This is a genomic window from Sphingomonas sp. Leaf22, assembly GCF_001421715.1.
In the GTDB taxonomy this organism is placed as follows: domain Bacteria; phylum Pseudomonadota; class Alphaproteobacteria; order Sphingomonadales; family Sphingomonadaceae; genus Sphingomonas.
The window spans coordinates 14,515-35,331 of record NZ_LMKP01000041.1; the positions used below are offsets into that span (position 1 = coordinate 14,515).

Consider the following 20,817-nt stretch of genomic DNA (forward strand, 5'->3'; position numbering starts at 1 on the left):
CGGGGCGGACATTCGGGTGGCTTTAACCGCTTCTATACCGATCATCCTGATAAGCGATGCTGATGGAATGGGATCGTCAAAAAGGAACCGAGGGCATTGGCCCCGCCCTGGCGGAACCGCGGGAACGCGGCGAACGCTGGACGCTCGTGATCTGCGCCTCTGCGATCCTGCTGTTCGTGGGCCTCAGCTTCGCGGTCATATCGGGGCTGCTCGACCATCGGTTCTACGGCGGTGAGCCGGTCGCGCAGCCGCTGGTGACGGCGTTGCTGATCAACGCCGCGCTGGTCATCTTCGGCTGGCGACGCCACCGCGCCGTCCGGGTCGAGATGCACGGCCGTTCCGCCGCCGAAGAGCGCGCGCGGATGCTGGCGTCGCGCGACCCGCTGACCGGCTTTCTCAACCGCCGCAGCCTGAGCGAAGCCGGTGCCGCGCTGCTGCGGTCGGCGACGAAGCGCGATCAGGCGGTGGCGCTGCTGATCGTCGATCTCGACCATTTCAAGATGGTCAACGACATGCACGGCCATGCCGCCGGCGACAGCGTGCTGCGCAACGTCGCGCTGGAAATCGCTGGCGCAATGCCACCCGCGGCACTGACCGCCCGGTTCGGGGGCGATGCCTTTGCCTGCGCCTTCGTGTTCGACGCACGCGATCCGTCGGTCGTCGAACGCATTGCCAACCGCGTCACCACCGCGCTGTCGCAACCGATCTTCGTCGACGACCTGCGCATCCATCTGAGCTGTTCGATCGGCATCGCCCGGTCGGACTTCGATGGCGGCGGCATCGACACGCTGCTGCGCTCCGCCGATATCGCAATGTATTCGGCCAAGAAATCGGGTCGCGGCGACTTCACCTGGTTCGACCGGGCGATGGAACATGCGCTGATCGACCGCAACGACATCGAAAGCGGCCTCCGCCTCGCAATCCCCGCCGGACAGGTCGTCCCCTATTTCGAACCGCAGGTCGACCTCTCGACCGGCCGGCTGTGCGGGTTCGAGGTGCTGGCCCGCTGGACCCACCCGACGCAGGGGCCGATTCCGCCCGATCGCTTCATTCCGGTGGCGGAAGAAGCCGGGCTGATCGGCGACCTGTCGCTGTCGATCATGCGACAGGCATTCGCCGCGGCGCGCGATTGGGACCCGGGCATCACCCTGTCGGTCAACATCTCGCCGTGGCAGCTGCGCGACGCATGGCTGGCGCAGAAAATCATCAAGACCACCGTCGAATGCGGTTTCGCGCCCAACCGGCTGGAGATCGAGATTACTGAAAGCGCGTTGTTCGACAACCTGCCGCTGGCGCAGTCGATCGTTGGATCGCTGAAGAATCAGGGCGTGCGCCTGTCGCTCGACGATTTCGGCACCGGCTATTCCAGCCTCGCGCATCTGCGGGCGCTGCCGTTCGACCGGATCAAGATCGACAAGAGCTTCGTGCTGTCGGTGCTCGACAATGCCGATTCGGCGGCGATCGTCCACGCGATCATCGGCCTTGGCGAGAGCCTGAACCTGCCGATCACCGCCGAGGGCGTCGAAACCGATGCGATCGCCGAACGGCTGGCCGCGCTGGGGTGCGCCAAGGCGCAGGGCTGGGCCTATAGCCGGCCGCTGACCGTAGCCGACACGCGGCGGATGCTGGCCGCGCGCGGACTGCTCCATGGCGGCGGGTCGGCCGATGCCGACACGGCCGACGTCACCAACCGGCGTCGGGCCGGGTGAGATAGGCGCGCTCCGCTTCGGTCGATTCGCGGCCGAGCGCGGCGTTGCGCGACGGATACCGGCCATATTGCGCGAGGACCGCCGCATGATCGCGCGCGAATTGCAGGTTCAGCGGATTGCCGAGCGATTCGAAACAGCGCAGCGAAAATCGCGCCACCCCGGCGTCCTCGCAGTGCATCAGCGGCATGTAGAGGAACGAGCGTTCGAGCGGCGGAAATTCCCTATCGTCGCCGCGCGCAATCCCAATCAGTGCCAGTTCGAGCGCCAGCGGGTCGGCGGCGAACGCATCGGCGGTACCGCGACGGAGGTTGCGCGAAAACTGGTCGAGCAGGATTACCGCCGCCAATAGAGGATACGCGTCCGCCCGCCACTCGGCGGCCTCGCTCGCCAGCACCGAGTCGCGCAAGCCGCCGAACCGGTCGGCGATCGTCGCGTCCAGCGCCGCATCCTTGGCGAAATGCCGGTCCGGCCCGACCTCGTCGAACCAGAAGTCGAGCACGCGCCGCGCGTTCGCGTGGACTTCGCGTGTCCCTGTCCCTAGATCACCGCCCATGCCATCCTCCGCTGGTCCCACCATCATCACGCTCGGCTGCCGGCTGAACATCGCCGAAAGCGATGCGATCCGCGGGTTGCTGGTCGACCGCGACGTGACCGTGGTCAATAGCTGTGCGGTCACCAACGATGCGGTTGCCGCCACCCGCCGCGCGATCCGCCGCGCCCGCCGCGACCGGCCGACAGGGGCATTGATCGTCACCGGCTGCGCGGCGCAGATCGACCCGACAAGTTTCGCGGCGATGCCCGAGGTCGACCGGGTCATCGGCAATTCGGACAAGCTGAACCCCGCCGCATGGGGTTCGAACGATCCGATCGTGGTTCGCGACATCGCCCGCGTCCTCGACACCGCGCCGCAACTGGCCGGCGGGTTCGAAGGGCAGACCCGCGCCTTTGTCGAGGTGCAAAACGGGTGTGATCATCGCTGCACCTTCTGCGCGATCCCGGCCGGACGCGGCCCGTCGCGATCGGCGACGATCGACGGCGTGGTGGCGCAGGTGGCCGCCCTCGTTTCGGCGGGTCATGCCGAGATCGTCCTGACCGGTGTCGACTTGTCGAGCTATGGCGACGACCTGCCCGATACCCCGAAACTGGGCGATCTGGTCGAGGCGATCCTTGTCCGCACCGGCTTGCGACGGCTGCGGCTATCCTCACTCGATCCGGCAGTAATCGATCCCAAGCTGTTCGAATTGTTGACGCAGGAGCCACGCGTCATGCCGCACGCCCATCTGTCGTTTCAGGCGGGAGACGACCTGATCCTCAAGCGGATGCGCCGCCGCCACCGCCGCGCCGATGCGGTCGAGCTGGTCGATCGATTGAAGACCGCGCGGCCGGAGATCGCGATCGGTGCCGACCTGATCGCGGGTTTTCCGACCGAAGACGATGCGATGGCGGCGAACACGCTCGCGCTGATCGACGATTGCGACATCGTCCATGCCCATGTGTTTCCCTACAGCCCGCGCGCGCGTACCCCGGCTGCGCGGATGCCGCAGGTGCCGCCGCCGATCGGCAAGGCGCGCGCGCAGGCGTTGCGCGCCGCCGCCGAACGCCGCCACCGCGACTGGCTGCACACCCAAATCGGTACCACCGCCGACATCCTCGTCGAACGCCCCGGCACGCGCGGGCACAGCCCTGCGTTCGCCGACGTCTCGCTTCCCCCCTGCCCGCCCGGTTCGATCGTGACCGCGCGGCTGACCCATATCGAAGGCAATCAGTTGATCGGAATGCCCCTATGAGCCTTTCGTGGCACGAACGCCTGCTCGGCGGCCTGAAAAAGACCTCCGACCGGTTGACCGGCAATCTGGTCGGCCTGTCCGCCGCGCGGCTCGACGACGCGCAACTCGACGATATTGAGGAAGCGTTGATCGCCTCCGACCTCGGTCCTGCCACCGCCGCGCGCGTCCGCCAGCGCCTTGCCGAAGGGCAATATGAGCGCAACATGGAGGAACTCGGCATCCGGCTGGTCGTCGCCGAAGAGATCGAAAAGGTCTTAACCCCGGTCGCCAAGCCGCTGGAAATCGAAGCCTTTCCGCGCCCGCAGGTCATTCTGGTCATTGGCGTCAATGGGTCGGGCAAGACCACCACCATCGCCAAGCTCGCCAAGACGCTGGTCGAACAGGATTATGGCGTGATGCTGGCGGCGGGCGACACGTTTCGCGCTGCCGCCATCGGTCAGCTAAGGACCTGGGCCGAACGGATCGGCGTGCCGATCGTCAGCGGGGCCGAGGGCGGCGACGCGGCGGGCATCGTTTATGAGGCGGTCAAGCAGGCGACGGCGACCGGCATCGACGTGCTGATCGTCGACACCGCCGGCCGCCTGCAGAACAAGCGCGAACTGATGGACGAACTGGCGAAGGTCCGCCGCGTCCTCGGCCGGCTTAACCCGGCAGCCCCGCACGACGTCGTCCTCGTGCTCGACGCGACGACGGGTCAGAATGCGCTGAACCAGATCGAGGTGTTCAAGGAGATGGCGGGCGTCACCGGCCTCGTCATGACCAAGCTGGACGGCACCGCGCGCGGCGGCGTGCTGGTCGCGGCGGCGGAACGGTTCGGCCTGCCGATCCATGCGATCGGCGTCGGTGAGACCGCCGACGACCTGCGCGGGTTCGACGCCAACGAAGTCTCACGGATCATCGCCGGTGTCGAACGGGTGCGCAAATGACCGTCGATCGCAAGCCCACCTCGCCCCTGTTCCGCATGGCGCTCGATTACGGGCCGCTGGTGGTGTTCTTCATCGCCAACCTGCTGGCCGGCAAGATCGGCCTGCCCGACATGATCGATTCGCTGGCGCAGGTCATCATCGCCAGCACCGCCTTCATGATCGCCAGCGTGATCGCGATCATCGTGTCGAAATGGAAGACCGGCCATATCTCGCCGATGCTATGGCTGTCGGCAGGGCTCGTCGTCGTGTTCGGCGCACTGACGCTGTATTTCCGCGACGATACCTTCATCAAGATGAAGCCGACGATCGTCTATGCGATGTTCTCGGCGATCCTGACGTTTGGCCTCGTCACCGGGCGGCCGTTGCTGCAACAATTGCTGGAAACCGCCTATCCGGGGCTGAGTGCGCTTGGCTGGCGCAAGCTGACGATCAACTGGGCGGCGTTCTTCGCGTTCATGGCGGTGCTGAACGAGGTCGTCTGGCGGCATTCGACCTGGGATTTCTGGGTCGGGTTCAAGCTGTGGGGCGCGGTCCCGCTGACGCTGCTGTTCGCGCTGGCGAATATTCCGATGCTGTTGCGCAACGGCCTGCAAATGGAAAAGGACGCACCGCTGCCCCCGGCGGACTGAATCTCCCTCTCCCCTTCAGGGGAGAGGGCCGGGGAGAGGGGGAGTCGCGGGCGTCGTGCGCATGAAAAAGGGGGCTGCCCTCGCGGACAGCCCCCTCTCCCAACCCTCTCCCCTGAAGGGGAGAGGGCTTTGCGGCTTACTTCACCGCTGCGTCGTAACGCTGGCCGACCTTGTCCCAGTCGACCACGTCCCACCACGCCTTCAGATACGCCGGACGCGCATTCCGGTACGTGATGTAATAGGCGTGTTCCCACACGTCGTTGCCGAGGATCGGCGTGCCCTTGACCGGGGCAACGTCCATCAGCGGGTTGTCCTGGTTCGGGGTCGAGGTGATGGCCAGCTTGCCGTCCTGACCGACGATCAGCCACGCCCAGCCCGACCCGAACTGGTTCGCGCCCGCCGTGTTGAACTGCTCCTTGAGCGCATCCAGCCCGCCAAACTGGTCGTCGATCGCATCCTTCAGCGCGACCGACGGCTGCGAACCGCCGCCCTTCATCGTTTCCCAGAAAAAGGTGTGATTCCAGAAGCCGCCGCCATTGTTGCGCAACTTGGCCGAACCGCTGCCGATATTGGCCAGCAGCTCTTCGATCGACTTGCCTTCGAGGCTCGCATCTTCCGACACGGCTTCGTTCAGCTTGTCGGTATAGGCCTGATGATGCTTGTCGTGGTGCAGCGTCATCGTTTCCTTGTCGATGGTCGGCTCCAGCGCATCATAGGCATAGGGCAGCGGCGGAAGTTCGAACGCCATGGCAATCCTCCTTGGGTAACAAAGAACTCGTGCGACCGAACGCCGTACGCGCCGCTTGGCTCCGATCGTTACGCCGGCGAACCCATAGGCGGGCCGGGCGGTGGCGAAAAGGGGTCAGCCGCCCTGCCCGAGCATGCCGTGCCGCTTCAGTGCGTGGCGCAACTGGTCATAGGTCAGCCCGATCGCATCGGCGCAGTTGCGCTGGTTATAGCGCGCCTCCGCCATCGCCCGCGTCAACAGCTGCCGTTCGAACCGGTTGACCCGCGTCTTGAAATCCTCGCCGCAATCGTCCGGAGCAGCCGGTTCGGCCACCGGCGCACCCGCTACCGGAGCGGCAGCACCGGCAGCTGCGGTGGCACCGCCTCGCGGGCGGAAGGGTGAGGCGAACGGATCGACCTCGATCAGATCGATCGCCCCCGGCCGTTCCCAGCGATAGACCGAGCGTTCGACCGCATTGCGCAGCTCGCGGACATTGCCCGGCCAGCGATGCTCCATCAGCTGGTCGACGGCGTTGGGGCCGAACCCGACCCATTCGTCGCGCCCGATCTCCGCCGCCATGCGACGCCCGAAGAAATCGGCGAGCACCATGATGTCCCCCGGCCGTGCGCGCAGCGGCGGCAGTGTCACCACTTCGAAGCTCAACCGGTCGAGCAGATCGGCGCGGAACGTCCCGCACTCGACCCGGTCGGGCAGATGTTCGTTGGTCGCCGCGACGATGCGGACGTCGACCCGGATCGGCCGCGACGATCCGATGCGGGTTACCTCGCCATATTCGACCGCGCGCAACAGCCGTTCCTGCGCCCCCATCGACAACGTCCCGAGTTCGTCGAGGAACAGCGTGCCGCCATCGGCTTCCTCGAACCGTCCGGTCCGCGCCTTCGTCGCGCCGGTGAACGCGCCCGCCTCATGTCCGAACAACTCGGCTTCGATCAGCGTTTCGGGCAGCGCGGCGCAGTTCATCACCACCAGCGGCTGGTCCCATCGCCCCGACAGGCGGTGGAGCCGTTCGGCGACCAGTTCCTTGCCGGTCCCCCGCTCGCCGATCACCAGCACCGGGCGATCGAGCGCGGCGGCCCGGCTGGCCCGTTCGAGGGCATCTAAAAACGGGCCGGACTGGCCGACGACCTGGGTTGCGCGCTCCATGCCGATCATGTGGCGTATTTTCCCAATAGTTCGCAAGAGGCCAAATATGGCGAGGTCGCCAATCCGCCGGAAGTGACGCAAATCCGTCATTTTTTGAATTGGCACGGCTCCTGCAAAGACTTGTGCAAGCCCGACACAGGGCGCACAAAACCAGGCTTCAGGGAGTTATCTCATGCGCAACCAATCGAACCTCTCGCTCTCGCAATCGGTCGCCAGCATGGCTGCCGCACTGCTGGTGAGCCTGTTCGTCCTTGGCGCGACGACCAACAACGGTCCGACCGCCGCCACCCATGCCACCGCGCCAATCGCGTAAGGTGGCAGGCCGGAGCGGTTCTGCCCCGTTCCGCTCCGGCCACCCAAGAATTCTTCAGGAGTAACCGATGGGTATTTTCTCCCGCACCCGTGACATCATCGCCGCCAACGTCACCGACCTGCTCGACAAGGCCGAGGACCCGGCGAAGATGATCCGCATGATCATCCTCGAAATGGAGGAAACGCTGGTCGAGGTCCGCGCCTCCGCCGCGCGCACCATCGCCGACCAGAAGGAAATGCGCCGCCACATCGGCAAGCTCGACAAGCTGCAGGAAAGCTGGACCGAAAAGGCCGAACTGGCGCTGAGCAAGGACCGCGAGGATCTGGCCAAGGCAGCATTGGTCGAACGGCAGAAGGCGGTCGACATGGCCGAACAGCTCAACAGCGAGATCGTCGTGCTCGACGACGCGCTGCGCGCTTCGGAAGTCGATATCGCCAAGCTCCAAAGCAAGCTGCGCGAGGCGCGGACCCGGCAGAGCGCCATCCAGACCCGGATGGAAACCGCCAACAACCGCACCAAGCTGCGCGAGATGTACGCCGGCAGCAAGACGGCGGACGCCTTCAGCCGTTTCGACGTGCTGGAACGCCGCGCCGATCTGGCCGAGGGTCGCGCCGATGCCGCCGGCCTGGGCCAGCCGGGCAAGAGCCTTGAGGAAGAGATCGCCGAACTGCGCTCCTCCGACAAGATCGATGCCGAACTGGCCGCGCTGAAGGCCCGCCTCAACCGGGAGGGCTGACCGCGATGGGCGATTTCCTGATCGGCATGGTCGCCGTCGCCGCACTCCTGATCGGGCTGCCGTGGCTGATCCTCCACTATATAACCAAGTGGAAACAGTCGCCGACGCTGACCAACGAGGACGAGCGACTGCTCGACGACATGCACTTAACCGCCCGCCGGCTCGAAGAGCGGCTCCAGACGATCGAGCGGATCATCGCCGCCGACCATCCGGACTTCCGCCCTTCGCAACCGCGCCGGGAATTCCCGGAAAGCGATTTCCGCAACCACGATTACACACGGAGGGACTGATGTCCGGCGCACGCACGAAATTCTATGTCGACAAGGCGAATGGCAAGGTGTCGGGCGTGTGCGCCGGCATCGCCGACTACACCGGTGTCGAGGTCATGTGGATCCGCATCGGCACGGTGTTGCTGACGCTGGCCGGTGGCTTCCCCTGGACCGTCATCGCCTATTTCATGATCGCGTGGATGGCGCAGAAAAAGCCGGTCGGCCTGTACGAAAGCCGCGAGGACGAGAAATTCTGGCAGGGCGTGCGGTCGAACCCGACCCGCACCGCGTCGGAAATGCGCTCGACCTTCCGTGACATCGATCGTCGCCTCGCCGATATCGAAATGTACTATACCAGCCGCAACACCCGTCTGGCGGACGAGATCGACAGCCTGCGCTGAACCGATCCCCGCCGGGGCCGATAAGGGAGAGAGACGATGAATTGGGGTGGACCGGGGTTCGTGCTGGCGATCATCGCGATCGTTATGGTCGCGGGCATCGTCAAGACCGCGATCCGTGCCAGGCACGGCTATCCGCTGGACGACGAGGATTGCAAAGGCAGGGGCAAGCGCCAGCGCCGCCATGACCAGATCGACGCGATCCGGCAGGCGCAGCTGATGGCGCAGCAGAACGAACAGTTGCAGGGCAAGGTCCTGCGCCTCGAAGAGCGCATCGCCGTTCTCGAACGCATCGCCACCGATCCCGCCACCCGCACCGCCCGCGAAATCGACGCGCTGCGCTGAACCGATCAGGAGTACCGATCATGCCTCCCACAACCCTCATCGTGATCGCCGCAGTCGTCGGCCTCTCCGCCATCGGCGGCTGGATCTTCACCACGTGGCTCCGCGTCAAGAACGGCTACCCACTCGACGGCGCATGGGGACAGGCGATCTATCCGAAGCGCGACGACGAAACAGTCGAACGGGTGAAGCTGCTGAGCCAGGAAAACGCCCGGCTTAAGGCCGAACTGGGTTCGATCAAGGACCGGCTCGCCAATGTCGAGCGGATCGTGACCGACAGTTCGCATGGGCTCGACCGCGAGATCGAGTTGTTGCGCGGCCGGACGAACTGAAAGGAACGACCATGAGCCCGCTCTGGATTCCCATTCTCGGCGTGTCGATCCCGGTCATCGCGATCCTCGCCAACCACGTCTTCAAACCCTGGATGGCGCTGAAGGAACGCGAACTCGAAATCCGCGGCACGGAAACCGCCGAGAAGGCAGCGCAATATGCCGCCCAGACCGAACGGCTGGAACAGCGCGTCCGCGTCCTCGAACGGATCATCACCGATCGCGGCGTCGACCTGTCCGACGAGATCGAGCGCCTCCGCGACAAACCGCTCAACTGACAAACCCGACGAGAAGGGCAGTCCGATGAACCTTACTTTTACCCTCGCACTCGCCGCCACCACCCTTGCCGCCGTCGCGATCGTATCGGTCACGATGCTGTCGGGCTGGCGCGGCTGGCTGGCGCTGCAACAGCAACGGCTTGGCGACAAACCGATGACCCAGCCCGCCCCCAATGTCGGCACCCGGATCGAAATCGCCGACCTCAAGGAACGCATCCGCAAGCTCGAAGCGATCGCCGCCGGGGTGGAACTCTGACGTCGAATGCCTATAGCGGCGTCATGCAGAGCATCGACGATATCCGCGAAGAATATGAATTCCTAGACGGCGACGACCGCTACCGGTTGCTGATCGACCTGGGTCGGCAACTGGAGCCGATGCCCGATCCCCTCAAGACCGATGCGACGCTGGTGCGCGGTTGTTCGGCATCGGTCTGGGTATATCCGCAGCAACAGGCCAACGGCACGCTCCACTTCCTCGCCGACAGCAACGCTGCGATCACCAAGGGGATCATCGCACTGGTGCTGGCGACCGTGCAGGATCGCGAAGCACCAACGATCCTGTCCACCGATATCGACGCGACCCTCGCCCCGTTCGACCTGCGCAACCAGTTGAGTTCGAACCGGACGCAGGGGATACCGAACATGATCGCGCTGATCCGGGAGACGGCGGCGCGGCTGGCGTGACGCGACTGGCGGCCGGTGCCGCCTTTCGTTAGCATCGCGCCGAACGCCGACAGAACCGGCAAGTCCGGGGGGAGTGCCGTTGGCATGAAGCACGTGCGATGGATAAACCCTCTGCTGTTCGCCGGACTGGTCGCCGTACCCTTGCCCGGACAGACCCCTGCTCCGCCTGACGCGACTGCCGATGACGAGATCGTCGTCATCGCCCGCAAGCTGCGCAAGGTGCGGCTGAACTACGCGACGCGCGGGCAATGGGTGACGAAATGCGAAGCCGAGGTGTCGAGTGGCGATCCCCGCATCGACCGGATCATGTGCGCGATCGTGAAGGCCTGCGTTCGCGAGGGCAATCGCGAGGTGAAGGAAACGCAAGCCTGCGTCGCCGGCCGGATCGACCAACTGGTCGACGGCGTACCTGCCCCGGTTGGCGTTGCCGCTGCACCGCCGCCCCCGGACCTGCCGCCTGTAGCGCAAAGCACTGCGCCGATGTCGAACAGCGGGGGGTCGGATATCGTCGTCCGCGGTGCGCCGGCCGATATCGTCGTGGTGGGTAATATCCCCTCGCTGCGTGGCGGCCTGTGGCAGTTCCGGCGCAGCGCGACGCTCGCCCTCGCCGGCGGCGGCGGCGCGCGCCCGGTACGGTTTACCCAGTGCTTGCCCGACGGCACGATCGAAGCGACGCTGCGGCGCGCTGCAGGGGAAGGCAACATGATGACCGGCCTTCTCGCCGGGGCGCAGTGCGGGCGGCTGCGGACGAAGATGGCCAACGGCCGCATCGATGCGTCGCGCTCGTGCATCAATGCCCGGACCCAGCGCCGGCTGGAAATGACCGGTCGCTACGATAAACGACAGCTGACGCTGAACTATGTCATCGAACAGGATCAGGACGGCCCGGAACGTGGCGGGGGCGCGGGCTGGAACCCCGCGAGACAGGTCGGCTATCGCTGGCAGGTCAGCGCCACCCGGATCGGCGAATGTCCGGTCAAGGAACGGCGCGACGAGGTGAACATGAACGAGGCGATCCTCGCGCTGTTCTCCGAATACGGCCCGAGCGACTCAGGCGCCCTGATCGAGCCCTAACCGAGCCGCCACCGCGTCCAGATCATCGCCCGGCCGCACCAGCAGCCAGTCCCCCGGCCGTTCGCTGTCGACAACGACCACCGCGCCCTTGGGACACACGTCGAGGCACTTCACCTCGACCACGCCCGCCGCGGCCTTCGGACCGTTCTTCAGCTTCAGATGCTTGCGCAATGCCTTCGCCAGCGGTTTGCCACCGTCACCGAAGCCACCGTCCAGCTTCTTCGAACATTTGGCGCAGACCAGCACGGCCTTGTCCCAGCGCGACCGGACGCCGGTCCTCACGCGAGCGCCCTCACGCCGGTTTCCAGTTCCGCCGTTCCTCGGCGGTCCGCAGCACGTCATAGGCCGCCTGGATCGCGTGGAATTTCTTCGCTGCCTCGGCATCGCCGGGCCGGACATCGGGGTGGTTCACCTTGGCCAGCTTGCGCCATGCCAGCCGGATCGTGTCGAAATCGGCGTCGGGATCGCATTCGAGGACGTCGAGCGCGCGCATTTCGTCGCGCGAACGCGTGCCATCGCCCGACCCGGCCCAGGCATTCGATGCCGATGCCGCATAGCCGTTGGCGGTGCGGCGTTCGTCCGCTTCCCGCGCCTTGGCCTCTTCCTCGTTCAGCCCTTCGAAGTAATTCCAGCCCTTGTTATATTCGGCCGCGTGCGCTTCGCAGAAATACCAGCGATCGGGGCTGTTGGGCGATTTGGGCGCGGGGCATTTGCCGGGTTCGGTGCAGCCATGGCGATCGCACAGCTTCACCGTCTGGGCCTCGCGGCCCTCGCTGTACCCCCGCCAGCGGGGAAAGCCCCAGTCGTTCGATCGCGTATATCTTGCCATTGTTGTCGAAATAAGCCGCCATGCGCCCCACGCAACCCATTGCCGCGCGCGAATGTCAGAGGGTCTGTAAGCCGGGTTCTGTCCACCTGCATGAAACAGGATAGGCGACCATTCCTCTTGGACGACGCTTGCGCGCCGTCTCCAGCAACCAACCCGGGCAGCGGGCCGGAACATGCCCCGAAGCGCTTGCGCGCTTCATGCCGCCCCTATTCGGTCTTGCTCCCGGTGGGGTTTGCCATGCCGCTGCTGTTACCAGCCGCGCGGTGCGCTCTTACCGCACCCTTTCACCGTAACCCGGCCGAAGCCAAAGGCCGTCTGCTCTCTGTGGCACTGTCCCTGAACCCCCGGCCGAAGCCGAAAGCCCGCCGGGCGTTACCCGGCACCGTCGTTTCCGTGGAGCCCGGACTTTCCTCGGCACGCATGACACGTGACGCGGCCGCCCGACCCTCTGACGCGCCTGCTCCTAGCGGACGGAGCGCGCCGGTTCAATCGTCGCCTTGCGGCTTGGGCAGCAACAGCGCCAGCAACAGCATGCGACATTCGCCATCGGCGATGCCGTCGATCATTTCGGGCCGGAAGCGCCGCTGGAACGCGGTGATCGCCGCATGCCGGTCGGACACGTCATATCCAAAGCGTTCGAGTGCCAGCAGGAACCCGGCATCGCTCCATCCCGGGTCCATCAGATTGCGGGTCGGCCGGGGCAGCGCGAGGCGCAGGCGGGCGAGCAGGTTCCACGGGAACAGCTCGCCCGGGTCCTGCTTGCGCGCCGGAGCGATATCCGAATGGCCGACGACATTGCCGCGCGTGATCTGGTGCCGGTCCTTGATGTCATGGACCAGCGGGATCAGCGCATCGATCTGCGCCTCCGGAAAACTACGATAGCCGAATTCGTGACCGGGATTGACCAGTTCGATGCCGATTGATGCGCTGTTGACGTCGGTGACCCCGCGCCAGTGCGACTTGCCGGCATGCCATGCGCGCTTGTCCTCGGCGACCAGCCGGTGGATCGTGCCGTCTTCATCGATGACGTAATGCGCCGACACTTCGGCCTGTGGATCGGTCAGCCGCGCGATCGCCGACGCCGCGTCGGCCATGCCCGTATAATGCAGCACCAGCATGGTGACGGGCAGCAAGCGTTCGCCGAAGTTCGGCGACGGCGTCTCGATCATCTGCACGCGACTCTTTCCCCTCACGCCACTGCGTCCCGATTGCGGCGGGACGCGGGGAAAGGCAAGGTCAGTGCGCCGCCGGCCGGTACAGTCCGCGATAACGCTCCGACGGCACCAGCGCGTCGGTATGGCCAATCACCGTCTCGCCCGCGCCCAGCACGAGCAACGCGCCGGGGCGCATGACGCCGGCGATCCGGTTGAGCACCTGCCCCCGCATCGCCGGCGAGAGATACATCAGCACGTTGCGACACAGCACGATATCGAATTTGCCCCCCGGCATCGGATCGGCGATCAGGTTCTGCTGCCCGTACAGCAGGCGGAACCGCAGTTCGGCCTTCGCTTCCCACAGGTCGTCGCGCGGTTCGAACCACTGCATCATCCGCCGGATCGGCAGCCCGCGCTGGATCTCGAACTGAGTATAACGGGCCTCGCGCGCGCGCATCAGGGCGCGCAGCGAAATGTCGGTCGCCCGGATTTCCGGCAGCTGGATCCCCGTCCGCTCGCTCGCCTCGGCGAACAGCATCGCCATCGACAACGGCTCCTGCCCGGTGGAGCACGCCGCCGACCAGACCCGCAGCCGGCGCGGAGCATCGGCGACCATGTCGATCGCCGCCTGCACGACCGTGTCGAGCGTCGCCGCGTCGCGAAAGAAGGACGTTTCCTGATTGAGCAGCGCATCGACGACCAGATCGGCCAGCCCGCCCTCGTTCGATCCCCGGCCGTTGATCCGCGCCACCAGTTCGTCGAGCGTGGTCAGCCCGCGTTCGCGCAGCATCGGCTGCAGCGCGCTGTCGATCCGCCATGCGCGCCCGGCGTCGAGCTGCTGCCCGGTCCGCTGTTCGAGCAGCGCGACGATCGCGTTGGCGGCGGAGCCGAGCGGCCCGGCGGGGCGCGGCGCGGTCATGCCGGCCGCCGCCGGCGCGCGACGAACGCCCCCAGTTGCGCCGGGGTACCGATCGTGTTGGCCAGCCCCGCCTCGGCCACCGCCCCCGGCATTCCCCATACGACCGAACTCGCCTGATCCTGCACCGCGACGATCCCCCCTGCCGCCCGGATATTCGCGGCGCCCCGCGCACCGTCGCGACCCATGCCCGACAGGACAATCGCCAACGCGCGTGCGCCATATACCTGCGCCACCGAATCGAACATCGGATCGACCGACGGCATGCATCCGCTGATCGACGGCGACCGGTCGAGCCGGGTCGCGGCACCTTCGCTGGTCGGCACCACCCGGATATGCGCGTCGCCGGGTGCGACGATCAGCCGCCCGCGCTGGATGCGCAGGCTGTCGCGCGCGACATCCACCGGACGCCGCGCCAGCCCGGCCAGCTGCTGCGCGAAATAGTCGGTGAACGTTCCCGGCAGATGCTGGGTGACCAGGATCGGCAGGTCGAGATCGGGCGGGATCGCCGCCAGCAGCGGGGCCAGCGCGTGGATACCGCCGGTCGACGCGCCGATCGCTATGATGTCGAACGCATCGCTGCGGCGGGTGGCACCGGTGCCGGTTCCCCGCGGTACCGTCCGCATTACCCGTTCGATCAGCGCCGCCAGCCTCGTCCCAAACCCGCCGGCCAGCGGCGACGATTCGGGCTTGGCCAGCGTCGCCGCCGCCCCCAGCGACAGCGCGTGGCACGCCGCCGGCGACCCGTCGGCGCAATCGCCCGACAGGACGATGACCCGCACCCCCGGTGCCGCCGCCATCAGGTCGGGCAGGCCCGACAGGCCATCGATGCCGGGCAGGTTGATGTCGAGGAGGATCAGATCGGCAGGTTGTGCCTCCAGGCTGCCGGTCGCCTGTGCGATGCCCCCGACCGCGGCGACGACCCGGTGGCCGGGCATCGCATCGACGATCCGGGCCAGCACCGCCCGGGTGACCGCCGAATCGTCGACGATCAGGATCCGGACGGCCGTTCCGTCGGCTGCGGTAGGGGTGAACGGTGCGTTCACGGGCTGTATTCGGATCGGATCAGGCGACGCCGACGATCTGCAGCTTGCTTTCCAGCGTCTCGCGATCGAACGGCTTCATCACATATTCGTCGGCCCCGGCCTCGATCGCGGCGCGGATATAGGCCATGCCGTTCTCGGTCGTGCAGAACACGACCTTGGGCTGCATGCCGCCCTCGCTCTGGCGCAGCGCGCGCAGGAAATCCATGCCGCTCATCACCGGCATGTTCCAGTCGAGCAGGATCACGTCGGGCTGCGCCTTGGCGCATTGATCGAGCGCCTCGCGGCCGTCCCCTGCCTCGCGCACCTCGAACTGGAGCGTTTCGAGAATGTGCCGGGCGACCTTGCGGATCACCTTCGAATCATCGACGACCAGGCAACTCTTCATCACGATACCCCATCTTGATACGCCCGGGTGTACCCCGTGCGCGTAACCACCGCGTTAATGCTCATGCCGCCACACGTCCGGCATCGGCCGCACGGGCGACGATGGCGGGCAGGTCGAGGATCAGGACGGCACGCCCGTCCTGTTCGATCAGGCCGTTGGCGATCGCCGCCCACCCCGCCCCCGGCAACAGCCCGGCGGACAGGGGTTTCGGCACGAAACGATGCGCATCGTCCAGCGTATCGACCAGCAACGCGTAATGATGCCCGTCGACCTGCGTCACCACCGCCCGCCGCCGTTTCGCCGGGGGTGGCACGGGATCGATCACGATCGCGGTGTCGATCACCGTCACCACCCGGCTGCGCAGCGCCGCCAGTCCTCGCACCGCGGGCGCGGTGCGCGCGACCGGCGTGATCTCGCCGATATCGACCACCGATTCGACATGGTCGGACCGGATGGCGACATCCTGTCCGACGACGGTGGCCAGCAGGAACAATTCACTCACGCATATCCTCCCGCCGCCATGCGCAGCGCGCGCAGCACGCCTTCGCGATCGTATCGATAGATGCTGCCGTCGCCGATGTCGGCGGGCGACGCGCGCAGCCGCACGACCGGCACGTCGGCGGCGGGGGCCGGCACCGCGATATCGGCCTGCGCCAGCACCAGCGTCGGCCGCTCGCCCGCATCGATCCGCTCGACGATCTGATATCCGGCCTGCTCCAGCATCGGCCGCAGGAACGCCCGCATCCATCCGCTGCCGCCATCCGCCAACAGGCACGTCGGCCGGCTGCGTGCGATCAGCGCCGACGCCGCCTCGCGCGCATGGCGTTCGAACAGCCACAGCGGATCGACCTGCTCGATCTGCTCGCCGTCCAGCAACACGATCCCGGCGATCGGACCCGGCACGTCGCCGACCGGGGCCAGTTCGGGCAGCATCACGATGTCGACGGCATCGACGATCGCATAGGCGACCTCCATCACCCCGTCGGTCAGGCGCAATACCGTCGTCACCCGGTCGATCGCCATCGGATCGCTCGCCTCGGCCGGCACGATCCGCCCGTCGATCGCCAGCCGGATGCGCCCGGCACTTTGCTGGAGCGATCCGGCATGGATTCGTTCGATCCGGTCGATCACCGCCAGCGGAATGACCCGTTGCCGCCCGTCCAGATCGTTGAACAGCAGCGCGGTGACCCGGTCGTCGACCTCCGCCGCTTCCTCCGCCTCGATCTCCAGATCCATGGCGTCGGCAAAGCTCAGCCCCGCCGCCTGTGCCACCCCGGCGCAATCGAGCATCAGCATCGGCCGCCCGGTGTCGGGCAGCGTCTGTCCGGCATACAGCCCGGTCGCCATCACCGCCGGCGCGGCGGGTTTGACCACCAGTTCCTCGGTATCGAGCACTTCGTCGACCGCGATCGCGAAGTCGCCCGCGCCGATCGTCACCACCACCAGCATCTTGGGTGCCGCGGGCGTGTCGGTCGCGACGCCGATGACGTCGCACAGGTCGACGACCGGAATACGCCGGTCGCGGATGCGGGCGATCCGGTTGTCGCCCAGCTGGTCGACGCGGATATTGGCGGCGCGTTCGTTGACGATCTCGCCGATCGTCTGGCGTGAAACGGCGAAGCGATGGCTGCCCGCCCGCACGACGATCGTCGACACGATCGACAGCGTCAGCGGTACCTGTACCGCGATGCGCAGCCCCCGCCCCGGCTTGTTGTCCAGCGTGATCCGCCCGCCGATCTGGTCGATCGCGGCGCGCACCACGTCCATGCCGACGCCGCGCCCCGAAATCTCGGTCGCGGTATCGCGCGACGACAGGCCCGGCGCGAAGACCAGTTCACACCGCTGCCGATCGGTCATCTTGCGCAGGTCGGCCTCACTGCGCTGCCCGCTCGCCGCCAGTTTCGTCATCAACCGTTCGGTGTCGATGCCGCGCCCGTCGTCGATGACCTCGATGACGATCTGGTTGCCCGATTGCCGTGCGGAGATATGCAGCCGGCCGCTTTCGCGCTTGCCGATCGCGCGGCGTTCGGCGGGCTGTTCGATGCCGTGGTCGATGGCATTGCGCACGATATGGACCAGCGGGTCGCGCATGACCTCGATCATTTCGCGGTCCAGCTCGACGTCGCTGCCATCGACGGTCAGCATCACTGCCTTGCCCACCGCCGCCGCCGTATCGCGCACGATGCGCGGCAAGGGCGAGAACAGCGTTTCGATCTTCTGCATCCGCGTCCGCGTCACCGCGTCGCGCATATCGGCCACCGAACTCGACAGCCGGTCCAGCGCCGCCTCGACCGCCGGGTCGAGCGCGATATCGCGCAACCGCCGGACCAGCTCGTTGCGGACCAGCACCATGTCCGACATGCCGCTCATCATCCGGTCGAGCAGATCGACGTTCAGCCGCACGCTGCGCAGCGGTGCCCGGCCCGCCGCCATCGCCGCCGCCGCCACCGGCGTCGCCGCCGCGATCGGGTTGCCGATCTTCGGCGAAAGCGCGGCGATCAGTTCGTCCTCGCCCTCGTCGGTCAGCGGCAGTCCGGCATCGATCGCCTCGACCAGTTCGCCGATCCGGTCGACGATCGCCAGCACCGCATCGACCAGCCCGCTATCGGGTCGTCGCTTGCCGTCGCGCACGCCGCACAGCGCGTCCTCGGCAGCATGGCTGAGGCGCGACAGGCGCGGCAGGTCGAGGAAGCCGCAGCTGCCCTTCACCGTGTGGACGAAGCGGAAAATGGCGTCCAGCCGGGCGCGATCGTCGGGCGCGGCTTCCCACGCGACGATCTCCGACGACAACGCTTCCAGCGTCTCGCGGGTCTCGGCAATGAATTCCTGTAACAGATCGTCCATGCGGCCCCGCCCGGTTATGGACACGACCATGGCGTCAGGCAGGTTAAGAAGCCGTTAGTGAAGCGACCGCGGTACGGATCGGATCACCCCCGAATGCGCGCAGAGGAAACAACATCTGCGTGATCTCCGACCCTATCGGCTGGCGAACGAAGCCCCGAACAGCAGCACCGGCGAATCGGTCGGCGATACCTGCAACGTACCGCCGCCCTGTTCGACCAGCTCGCGCGCCAGACAGGCCGCCGCCGCACGCGGCGTCATCATCGCCGCATCGCCCAGCAATGCGCCGCGCAGCTCGGCATCAAGCACGATCCGTGGCCCGTCGCCGCGCACCGCGATGTCGACGCCGGTCGCGGTGACCTCCGCCCCGACGTCCAGCTGCCCGCCACGCACCAGCGCGTCGCCCGCGATCAGCGCGAGGTTCAGCAACACCTTCACCGCCGGCTTGGGCAGCGACGGTGCCTCCACCATCCAGCCGAGCTTCACCTTGTGCTGGTCGCCGAACAATCCTTCCAGTGCCGCCCGCGCCTCGCGCGTGTCGATCGAATCGCCGAACCCGCCGGCCGCGCCAAAGGCGAGGCGAAAGAATTTCAGCTTGTTCGCCGATGCCCGCGCGCTGTCGGTCAGCAGTTCGAGACAGCGGGCACGCATATCGGGATCGGTCTCGTCGGCCAGTAGTTCGAGGCCGTTGTTGAGCGCACCGACCGGGCTGAGCAGATCGTGGCACAATCGCGAACACATCAGGCTGGCGAAGTCGGCTGGGCTGATGTTCAAAGCGGCGATCCCTGCGCAGCCGCGAACGTCATCGTCCGGCTGCTGGCGTCCATGTGCACCGCCCCGCAATTTTTTTCAACGTGGCCGGCATGGCGGACGTCGAAGGAAACCGGGTCGAATCGGCCATGGCGTTCACCGTTCGCGACCGCCCGCCACAGCCGGGCGGTACCATGGCCGAGGATGAGCCACAGCCGCCCGTCCGCCGCCGCCTGCACCGCGTCGGTCGGCGACGGATCGGCGCTGCCGACCGGATGCGAATGATACCAGCCGAGCACCGCCGCTCCGCCCGCTCGGGCGTCGCGATACGCCTTGAGCAGGGTCGCGGGATCGATCTCGAAATGGCGGGCAGGATCGGCGGCGACGTTGCGGGCCGGTTCGGCCGCCTCGACGCCGGCGTCCGTGCCCCGCAGCAACCCGCAAATCTCCTCCGCGCTCGCCGTCGCCTCGACCAGCAACCGCCGGATCGTTTCGCTTGTAAAACTTGGCCTCATGCCCATCTTTGTAGGCAATGGACCGGGGGGTTTCCACGATAGAGGCGCGCATCACCGATGCCGCGCACGGGCTTCGGATCGACAAGGCGCTGGCCGAAGTCGTGCCCGATCTGTCGCGTGAACGGGTCAAGGCGCTGATGGCGGCGGGCCATGTCGCCGGTCCCGATGGTCCGGTCTCCGATGGCAAGCGCAAGGTTGTGGCGGGACAGCAGTTCGTCATCACCCTGCCACCGGCCGTCCCGCTCGATACCGTGGCGCAGGATATTCCGCTGGTCGTCGCTTATGAGGACGACCATCTGATCGTCATCGACAAGCCCGCCGGGCTGGTTGTGCATCCGGCCGCCGGCAATCTCGATGGCACGTTGGTCAACGCGCTGCTGCATCATTGCGCAGGCAATCTGTCGGGGATCGGCGGCGTCGCGCGGCCCGGCATCGTCCACCGCATCGACAAGGATACGTCCGGGCTGCTGGTCGTCGCCAAGCACGACGTCGCGCATGAGGGGCTGGCGCGGCAGTTCAAGGATCACAGCATCGACCGCCGCTATCTGGCGATCGCGGCGGGACGGGTGCTGACGTCGACGGGCACCGTCGACGCGCCGCTTGCGCGGTCCCCCAATGATCGCAAGAAGATGGCGATCGTCCGTTCGCCCATCGCCAAGCATGCGGTGACGCATTGGCGTAAGCTGCGCCAGTTGCGCGACGCGTCGCTGATCGAATGCCGGCTGGAAACCGGCCGCACGCATCAGGTGCGGGTCCACATGGCATCGATCGGCCATCCCCTGCTCGGCGACCCGGTCTATGCGGGGCGGCGGCCGGCGTTGCGCGCCGAACTCGAACGGCTCGATTTCCGGCGACAGGCGTTGCACGCGGCACATCTGGGGTTCATCCATCCCGTGACAAGCAACGCTTTGGCGTTCGATAGCGACCTTCCGGCAGACATGCAGGAACTGTTGGATCATCTTCACGTATAGATTACGGTGATGCCGCAATGCGGCGTGGCCCACGACAAAGGGAGT

Annotated in this window: 28 protein-coding genes and 1 other RNA gene; 15 read left to right on the forward strand and 14 right to left on the reverse strand. The window is 66.7% G+C overall.

Features of this window, described 5'->3' with window-relative positions; genetic code table 11:
* Window positions 1-62: 62 nt before the first annotated feature.
* On the forward strand, window positions 63-1,709 hold the full coding sequence (locus ASE70_RS13750) for an EAL domain-containing protein (RefSeq protein ID WP_082451068.1): 1,647 nt from the start codon (window positions 63-65) through the stop codon (window positions 1,707-1,709).
* Here the strand turns inward: ASE70_RS13750 and ASE70_RS13755 are convergent.
* Window positions 1,684-2,208 (reverse strand): DUF924 family protein, encoded by a 525-nt coding sequence (locus tag ASE70_RS13755; protein WP_327196837.1) that lies wholly within the window; start codon window positions 2,206-2,208, stop codon window positions 1,684-1,686. The two genes, ASE70_RS13750 and ASE70_RS13755, sit on opposite strands and share 26 nt — an antisense overlap.
* 52 nt (window positions 2,209-2,260) lie before the next feature.
* On the opposite strand from ASE70_RS13755, the gene mtaB reads away from it, so the two are divergent.
* Genes mtaB through ASE70_RS13770 form a run of 3 tightly spaced genes read left to right on the forward strand, consistent with a single transcriptional unit; the run spans window position 2,261 to window position 5,051 of the window.
* Window positions 2,261-3,496 (forward strand): tRNA (N(6)-L-threonylcarbamoyladenosine(37)-C(2))-methylthiotransferase MtaB, encoded by a 1,236-nt coding sequence (mtaB, locus tag ASE70_RS13760; protein ID WP_056505938.1) that lies wholly within the window; start codon window positions 2,261-2,263, stop codon window positions 3,494-3,496.
* The gene (gene ftsY / locus ASE70_RS13765; RefSeq protein ID WP_055994840.1) at window positions 3,493-4,422 is read left to right on the forward strand and encodes a signal recognition particle-docking protein FtsY; all 930 of its coding nucleotides are present in this window, start codon (window positions 3,493-3,495) and stop codon (window positions 4,420-4,422) included. Before mtaB ends, ftsY begins: the two co-directional genes overlap by 4 nt.
* Window positions 4,419-5,051: a septation protein A gene (locus ASE70_RS13770; protein ID WP_082451043.1), complete on the forward strand. Its 633-nt coding sequence runs from the start codon at window positions 4,419-4,421 to the stop codon at window positions 5,049-5,051. The genes ftsY and ASE70_RS13770 overlap by 4 nt, the downstream gene beginning before the upstream one ends.
* 136 nt (window positions 5,052-5,187) lie before the next feature.
* Here the strand turns inward: ASE70_RS13770 and ASE70_RS13775 are convergent, their stop codons facing one another.
* Together ASE70_RS13775 and pspF are read right to left on the reverse strand one after the other, a co-directional pair.
* Window positions 5,188-5,799, reverse strand: coding sequence for a superoxide dismutase (locus tag ASE70_RS13775; protein WP_056505942.1), 612 nt, complete (start codon window positions 5,797-5,799; stop codon window positions 5,188-5,190).
* Window positions 5,800-5,913: 114 nt separating this feature from the next.
* Window positions 5,914-6,942 carry a phage shock protein operon transcriptional activator gene (pspF, locus tag ASE70_RS13780; RefSeq protein WP_056506796.1) on the reverse strand — a complete coding sequence of 343 codons (1,029 nt, stop codon included), beginning with the start codon at window positions 6,940-6,942 and terminating at the stop codon, window positions 5,914-5,916.
* Between the two features lie 172 nt (window positions 6,943-7,114).
* Between pspF and ASE70_RS19970 the strand changes: the two genes are divergently transcribed.
* From ASE70_RS19970 to ASE70_RS13825, 10 genes are all read left to right on the forward strand, one after another.
* The gene (locus ASE70_RS19970) at window positions 7,115-7,255 is read left to right on the forward strand and encodes a hypothetical protein (protein ID WP_156356270.1); all 141 of its coding nucleotides are present in this window, start codon (window positions 7,115-7,117) and stop codon (window positions 7,253-7,255) included.
* Window positions 7,256-7,322: 67 nt separating this feature from the next.
* Complete coding sequence (gene pspA / locus ASE70_RS13785; protein WP_056505945.1) at window positions 7,323-7,991, forward strand: phage shock protein PspA; 669 nt, start codon at window positions 7,323-7,325, stop codon at window positions 7,989-7,991.
* Between the two features lie 5 nt (window positions 7,992-7,996).
* Complete coding sequence (pspB, locus tag ASE70_RS13790; RefSeq protein ID WP_056505951.1) at window positions 7,997-8,281, forward strand: envelope stress response membrane protein PspB; 285 nt, start codon at window positions 7,997-7,999, stop codon at window positions 8,279-8,281.
* On the forward strand, window positions 8,281-8,661 hold the full coding sequence (pspC, locus tag ASE70_RS13795; RefSeq protein WP_056505955.1) for an envelope stress response membrane protein PspC: 381 nt from the start codon (window positions 8,281-8,283) through the stop codon (window positions 8,659-8,661). Before pspB ends, pspC begins: the two co-directional genes overlap by 1 nt.
* A gap of 36 nt (window positions 8,662-8,697) precedes the next feature.
* On the forward strand, window positions 8,698-9,003 hold the full coding sequence (locus ASE70_RS13800) for a hypothetical protein (protein ID WP_056505957.1): 306 nt from the start codon (window positions 8,698-8,700) through the stop codon (window positions 9,001-9,003).
* A gap of 20 nt (window positions 9,004-9,023) precedes the next feature.
* Window positions 9,024-9,332, forward strand: coding sequence for a hypothetical protein (locus ASE70_RS13805; RefSeq protein WP_056401052.1), 309 nt, complete (start codon window positions 9,024-9,026; stop codon window positions 9,330-9,332).
* Window positions 9,333-9,343: 11 nt separating this feature from the next.
* Window positions 9,344-9,607, forward strand: coding sequence for a hypothetical protein (locus ASE70_RS13810; RefSeq protein WP_055792834.1), 264 nt, complete (start codon window positions 9,344-9,346; stop codon window positions 9,605-9,607).
* Window positions 9,608-9,632: 25 nt separating this feature from the next.
* Window positions 9,633-9,863 (forward strand): hypothetical protein, encoded by a 231-nt coding sequence (locus ASE70_RS13815; RefSeq protein WP_055994863.1) that lies wholly within the window; start codon window positions 9,633-9,635, stop codon window positions 9,861-9,863.
* Window positions 9,864-9,886: 23 nt separating this feature from the next.
* On the forward strand, window positions 9,887-10,291 hold the full coding sequence (locus ASE70_RS13820) for a SufE family protein (protein ID WP_056401055.1): 405 nt from the start codon (window positions 9,887-9,889) through the stop codon (window positions 10,289-10,291).
* Window positions 10,292-10,375: 84 nt separating this feature from the next.
* Window positions 10,376-11,365, forward strand: coding sequence for a hypothetical protein (locus tag ASE70_RS13825; protein ID WP_056401057.1), 990 nt, complete (start codon window positions 10,376-10,378; stop codon window positions 11,363-11,365).
* Here the strand turns inward: ASE70_RS13825 and ASE70_RS13830 are convergent.
* The 11 genes from ASE70_RS13830 to ASE70_RS13875 form a co-directional block, all read right to left on the reverse strand.
* Window positions 11,342-11,647 (reverse strand): (2Fe-2S) ferredoxin domain-containing protein, encoded by a 306-nt coding sequence (locus ASE70_RS13830; protein WP_235512331.1) that lies wholly within the window; start codon window positions 11,645-11,647, stop codon window positions 11,342-11,344. The genes ASE70_RS13825 and ASE70_RS13830 overlap by 24 nt on opposite strands.
* Window positions 11,648-11,657: 10 nt before the next feature.
* Window positions 11,658-12,194 carry a J domain-containing protein gene (locus ASE70_RS13835; RefSeq protein ID WP_056401062.1) on the reverse strand — a complete coding sequence of 179 codons (537 nt, stop codon included), beginning with the start codon at window positions 12,192-12,194 and terminating at the stop codon, window positions 11,658-11,660.
* Window positions 12,195-12,245: 51 nt separating this feature from the next.
* An RNA gene (gene rnpB / locus ASE70_RS15825) (RNase P RNA component class A) lies at window positions 12,246-12,646 on the reverse strand.
* A 33-nt stretch (window positions 12,647-12,679) separates the two neighbouring features.
* Window positions 12,680-13,363 (reverse strand): N-acetylmuramoyl-L-alanine amidase, encoded by a 684-nt coding sequence (locus ASE70_RS13840; RefSeq protein WP_056401065.1) that lies wholly within the window; start codon window positions 13,361-13,363, stop codon window positions 12,680-12,682.
* A 67-nt stretch (window positions 13,364-13,430) separates the two neighbouring features.
* Window positions 13,431-14,267 (reverse strand): CheR family methyltransferase, encoded by an 837-nt coding sequence (locus tag ASE70_RS13845; protein WP_056401067.1) that lies wholly within the window; start codon window positions 14,265-14,267, stop codon window positions 13,431-13,433.
* The gene (locus ASE70_RS13850; RefSeq protein WP_056505961.1) at window positions 14,264-15,310 is read right to left on the reverse strand and encodes a chemotaxis protein CheB; all 1,047 of its coding nucleotides are present in this window, start codon (window positions 15,308-15,310) and stop codon (window positions 14,264-14,266) included. Before ASE70_RS13850 ends, ASE70_RS13845 begins: the two co-directional genes overlap by 4 nt.
* Window positions 15,311-15,329: 19 nt before the next feature.
* On the reverse strand, window positions 15,330-15,695 hold the full coding sequence (locus ASE70_RS13855) for a response regulator (RefSeq protein WP_056401071.1): 366 nt from the start codon (window positions 15,693-15,695) through the stop codon (window positions 15,330-15,332).
* Window positions 15,696-15,756: 61 nt separating this feature from the next.
* A complete protein-coding gene (locus ASE70_RS13860; RefSeq protein ID WP_056505963.1) occupies window positions 15,757-16,197 on the reverse strand; it encodes a chemotaxis protein CheW in 441 nt (146 codons plus the stop codon).
* A complete protein-coding gene (locus ASE70_RS13865) occupies window positions 16,194-18,539 on the reverse strand; it encodes a chemotaxis protein CheA (RefSeq protein WP_056505967.1) in 2,346 nt (781 codons plus the stop codon). Before ASE70_RS13865 ends, ASE70_RS13860 begins: the two co-directional genes overlap by 4 nt.
* 132 nt (window positions 18,540-18,671) lie before the next feature.
* Window positions 18,672-19,310: a histidine phosphotransferase family protein gene (locus ASE70_RS13870; RefSeq protein ID WP_056505969.1), complete on the reverse strand. Its 639-nt coding sequence runs from the start codon at window positions 19,308-19,310 to the stop codon at window positions 18,672-18,674.
* Window positions 19,307-19,801 carry a Mov34/MPN/PAD-1 family protein gene (locus tag ASE70_RS13875; protein ID WP_082451070.1) on the reverse strand — a complete coding sequence of 165 codons (495 nt, stop codon included), beginning with the start codon at window positions 19,799-19,801 and terminating at the stop codon, window positions 19,307-19,309. The genes ASE70_RS13870 and ASE70_RS13875 overlap by 4 nt, the downstream gene beginning before the upstream one ends.
* Before the next feature lie 17 nt (window positions 19,802-19,818).
* Between ASE70_RS13875 and ASE70_RS13880 the strand changes: the two genes are divergently transcribed.
* Window positions 19,819-20,772: an RluA family pseudouridine synthase gene (locus ASE70_RS13880; RefSeq protein ID WP_056505972.1), complete on the forward strand. Its 954-nt coding sequence runs from the start codon at window positions 19,819-19,821 to the stop codon at window positions 20,770-20,772.
* Window positions 20,773-20,817 lie beyond the last annotated feature (45 nt).